Raw genomic sequence first — 3957 nt, forward strand, 5'->3', positions numbered from 1 at the left:
AAGAGTCTTTTCTACTTGGCTACTTTGAAAGTGGAATTTAACTTTTCACTTCAGCAAAATTGTATGAAATGTAAATTTGCTCTTGCGTTTGAAAAAGAATAATGCTATAATAGTCAAGCAAACAAAGATGTCGCGTTCGGCAAGCGGTCAAGCCACAGCCCTCTCAAGGCTGTATCACGGGTTCGAATCCCGTACGCGATACCATATAGCGTTTAACCCTTTAAATAAAAGGGTTTTTTTATTACTTCTCTTAATTTGGTGTAAATTTGGTGTAAAATTCATATGGAATTAAGCTTATCCACCATTTTTATTTGAGCGTCATTGAACCAATGACCATAAATATTGTTCACCATATCCACGGTATGCCCAAGTCTTTTTGCTATATCAAATGAATCAAAGCCTAAGTTGATTAATAATGAAACATGAGAATGACGGAAATCATGAATTCTGATTATCGGAACATCAGCTTTTTCAGCACATCTATCTTTGATGTTTTTGATATTATTATTGTCTAATGGCTTATCCATAAAGAAAACAAAACTATCTTCACTAAAACCGATTATGTCTTTTTCATACTGATAAAGAATTAATATGGCTTTATAACACGTATCAGGCATAAGGATTGTCCTATATGAATTTCTTGTTTTAGGCGTAGTTATTAACTTTGTTTGCTTACTGTATGTTTTAGAAATCTGAATGCTTTTTTCTTGCATATTAACATCAGACCATTTTAGTGCAAGTGTTTCACCAAGTCTGGTGCCACACCAATAAAGAACACTATAGAAGGCTACATATATAACACTTTTTTCTTCAAGTTGAACTTGTTTGATGAAGCTATTATATTCGTCTGGATGCCAGAAATGCATCTCTTTCTTGATTTCATTTTTCCTTTGAGCAATTTTGAAATTGGTAATTCTATAATCTTTAATGTATCCCATGTCAAAACCGTATTTGAGAATTCCTTTAAATTTTGTTTGGATCGCTTCTATTGTCCTGTTTGCTAATAGGCCACCGTGTTTAGACTTTTGGGTTAATAAACTTTTCTGGTATAACTCGATTGTTTTTTTTGAAATTTTCTCAAGATGTATATCCTTCCAGTAAGGAAGGATATGCAAATCAGAGACCTTTGTATAATCGTAAATTGACCTTTCTTTTAATATACCTTGCTTAGATGAAATAAATATAGCATATAACTCTCCAAAAGTTATATTACTGCTGACTTCATTTTTAGCCGATAAAAGAAACGAGCGTTCCCATTCTTTCGCTTCTTCCTTTCCTGCAAAACCTCTTTTATGATATCTATGAAGTTCGCCATTGCAGTCAACGTAGCTTCCTTCACATTTATAGGTTATTTTTTTAACCATTTTATTTTTGTCTTTTTTGCTTTTGACAAAGCGTTCATCTTTCTTAACTGCCATTGAATTTACCTCCATTTTTTAGTATAATGAAGGTACAATAAAAGCAATGATTCGTGGTCATTCGTTTATTGTACCGATAGAGGTACGCCAATACCTACTATCACCCTCGTTCCTACGCCAATAGGAGCGGGGTTTTTTTTATTTTTTAGAAATACATCGTCTATAATTTAATATTTCTGCCTGCACTCAACAACTTTACCAATTATTTTAACCGGGAGTCGTTCAATATCTTCTGCTGTATAAATCCATGGATCATATTTTGTATTAAAAGGCATGAGCATAATTCCACTATCCATGATTCTGATTTTTTTGACTGTTGCTTCATCACCGTTTACCAATACGATCGCCACATCGCCTGTCTGAGCGGTTTCTTGCTTCCGGACAATTACAACATCACCTTCGTACATACGAGGCTCCATGCTGTCCCCTTTGACCTGTAACGCAAAGTAATCACCAGTACGTGCCGTTGATTCAGATATTTCTTCATAATCCAGTATTTCTTCTATCGCTTCAATGGGTATTCCCGCAACAACACGCCCAAGGACTGGTATTCTAACGCCTCTAGGATGTGCGGTGCTTCTGCCCATTTTTTCTGTTAAATCAGATTTATAACAATCAAAGATAATCGCAAGTCTCTGTATTATATCAACAGCAGGGATTTTTTCAGCATTTGTCCATTTAAGTATTTCTTTTTTCTTAACATTACAGGCCTTTGCTACATCATCTATGTCTTTATCATATTTAACCATGAATTTATTCAGATTATAAGCAAAAATTTCTTCAAGTGATTCCTCTGGTTTTTCCATCTCTGTATCTATTCCCATTAACCATGCAGGTGATATATGCAATGCTTCAGCTATCTTTGTGATATTATCTTGCTTTGCTTTATATTTACCGCTTAAATACTGGCTCATTGTAGATTTTCCTATACCAGTTTTTTCGACAAGTTGTGCCTGAGATATATTTTTAGCTTGCATGGCTTCATTTAATCTTTCGGAAAATTCTTGTTTCATTTCTATATATCCTCCTTTGCCTTCATATTATACTCTAGTTCGTAAAATGTCAACTCAAAAATTAAAAAAGTTCGTAAATAGGAACAAAATGGGTTGACATTCTTTCTTAGTCAGGATATTATGGTGTTGTTCGGAAACAGGAACAGAAAGGAGAAGCTAATGGATTACGTTTATGATTATTCACGACTACGAGGTGACATCAAGGCAGTATTCAAAACTGAGCAAAATTTTGCTAAATCAATGGGTTTTACATCACAGAACTCACTATCTGACAGGTTTTCAGGTAAAGTAAATTGGAAGCAAAGTGAAATGGTGAGAGCATGTAAGCTGCTTGGTCAGCCATTAAAAATGGTGGAGCCTTATTTTTTTACTTACGAAGTTCGGAAATAGGAACAGAAAGGAGGAGCATGGAAGATTTAATCGCAGTTACATACTGTAATGAAAGAGTATTGACAACACAACAATTAGCAGAAGTATACGAAACATCTGTTGATAACATCAAAATGAATTTCAATCGAAATAAAAATCGTTTTATTGAAGGAAAACATTATCATATGTTGAAAGGAGATGAATTACGGGAATTCAAGAGCAAGGTAACTAACAGTTACTCTGTACCTAAAAATGTAAATGCCTTGATTCTCTGGACAGAAAAAGGCGCAGACCGTCACTGCAAGATTCTTGATACAGATAAAGCGTGGGAGCAATTTGACAACCTGGAAGAAACCTATTTCAGAGTAAAAGAGAATGCTTTAATTCCCAAAACACTTCCTGAGGCTTTGCGGGCATATGCTGATCAGGTAGAAGCAAATGAAAAATTACAAATAGAAAACAACAACATGAGGCCTAAAGCATTATTTGCTGATGCTGTATCAACGAGTAATGATTCAATCTTAGTCGGACAACTTGCCAAGCTTATTAAACAGAATGGATGTAATATCGGGCAAAATAGATTGTTTGCATGGATGCGAGAAAATGAGTTTCTTTGTATCAAAGGTGATAACTATAATATGCCAACGCAGAAAGCAATGGAACGTGGTTTGTTTGAAATCAAAGAACGTACTGTTAATAATCCAGACGGTAGTGTTAGGACTACACGGACACCAAAGGTTACAGGCAAAGGTCAGATATTTTTTGTTAATAAGTTTTGTAAAGGAAATGGATGTTTAAAGTGAAAGGAAAGTATGATGATTCGCTAAATATTGAGCGTGAACGTATCATTATGAAAATTTACCTTACTTTAACGGATGTGAGAAATTTTCTCAGATGTAGTTGGCCAAAAGCCAAGATAAGATTTAATGAGGCAGCTGATCTATGCATAAAAGATGGAAAGAAGAATCTTGAAGGAAGGGTTTATTACAAATATTTTCTTCAAGTAATTGCTATAAGTGAGAGTGAAATTCATAAAATGGCTAAATATGAAAGGCAAATAAAAATGTCGCACCCCACGACCAATGACGATGCGACAAAACATTAAGCGACTCGAATAACAAGTCAATCTTATTATAGAGCGGGGAAAGGAGAAAAAC

General features: G+C 34.7%; 5 protein-coding genes and 1 tRNA gene. 4 read left to right on the forward strand and 2 right to left on the reverse strand.

Going from position 1 to position 3957, the window contains the following annotated elements; translation table 11 throughout:
- Positions 1-129: 129 nt before the first annotated feature.
- Positions 130-204: transfer RNA gene (locus ACLRVU_RS15695), tRNA-Glu, on the forward strand.
- 74 nt (positions 205-278) lie between these two features.
- On the opposite strand, the gene ACLRVU_RS15700 is transcribed toward ACLRVU_RS15695, so the two are convergent.
- Together ACLRVU_RS15700 and ACLRVU_RS15705 are read right to left on the reverse strand one after the other, a co-directional pair.
- Entirely contained in the window at positions 279-1418 is a 1140-nt protein-coding gene (locus tag ACLRVU_RS15700; RefSeq protein WP_412892394.1) for a tyrosine-type recombinase/integrase, read from the reverse strand.
- Between the two features lie 167 nt (positions 1419-1585).
- Positions 1586-2431, reverse strand: coding sequence for a helix-turn-helix domain-containing protein (locus ACLRVU_RS15705; RefSeq protein ID WP_412892395.1), 846 nt, complete (start codon positions 2429-2431; stop codon positions 1586-1588).
- A gap of 159 nt (positions 2432-2590) precedes the next feature.
- Here ACLRVU_RS15705 and ACLRVU_RS15710 point away from each other — a divergent pair, with 159 nt between their 5' ends.
- From ACLRVU_RS15710 to ACLRVU_RS15720, 3 genes are read left to right on the forward strand one after another with little or no spacing between them, the layout of a single operon-like run.
- Positions 2591-2821, forward strand: a complete 231-nt coding sequence (locus ACLRVU_RS15710; RefSeq protein WP_257321050.1) for a DUF739 family protein — start codon at positions 2591-2593, stop codon at positions 2819-2821.
- Positions 2822-2838: 17 nt separating this feature from the next.
- Positions 2839-3603 (forward strand): phage antirepressor KilAC domain-containing protein, encoded by a 765-nt coding sequence (locus ACLRVU_RS15715; protein ID WP_257321051.1) that lies wholly within the window; start codon positions 2839-2841, stop codon positions 3601-3603.
- Entirely contained in the window at positions 3600-3905 is a 306-nt protein-coding gene (locus tag ACLRVU_RS15720) for a hypothetical protein (RefSeq protein WP_412892396.1), read from the forward strand. Before ACLRVU_RS15715 ends, ACLRVU_RS15720 begins: the two co-directional genes overlap by 4 nt.
- The last annotated feature ends 52 nt before the right edge of the window (positions 3906-3957 follow it).

Origin of the sequence: Beduini sp., assembly GCF_047239305.1 — a bacterium.
In the GTDB taxonomy this organism is placed as follows: domain Bacteria; phylum Bacillota_I; class Bacilli_A; order Erysipelotrichales; family Coprobacillaceae; genus Beduini.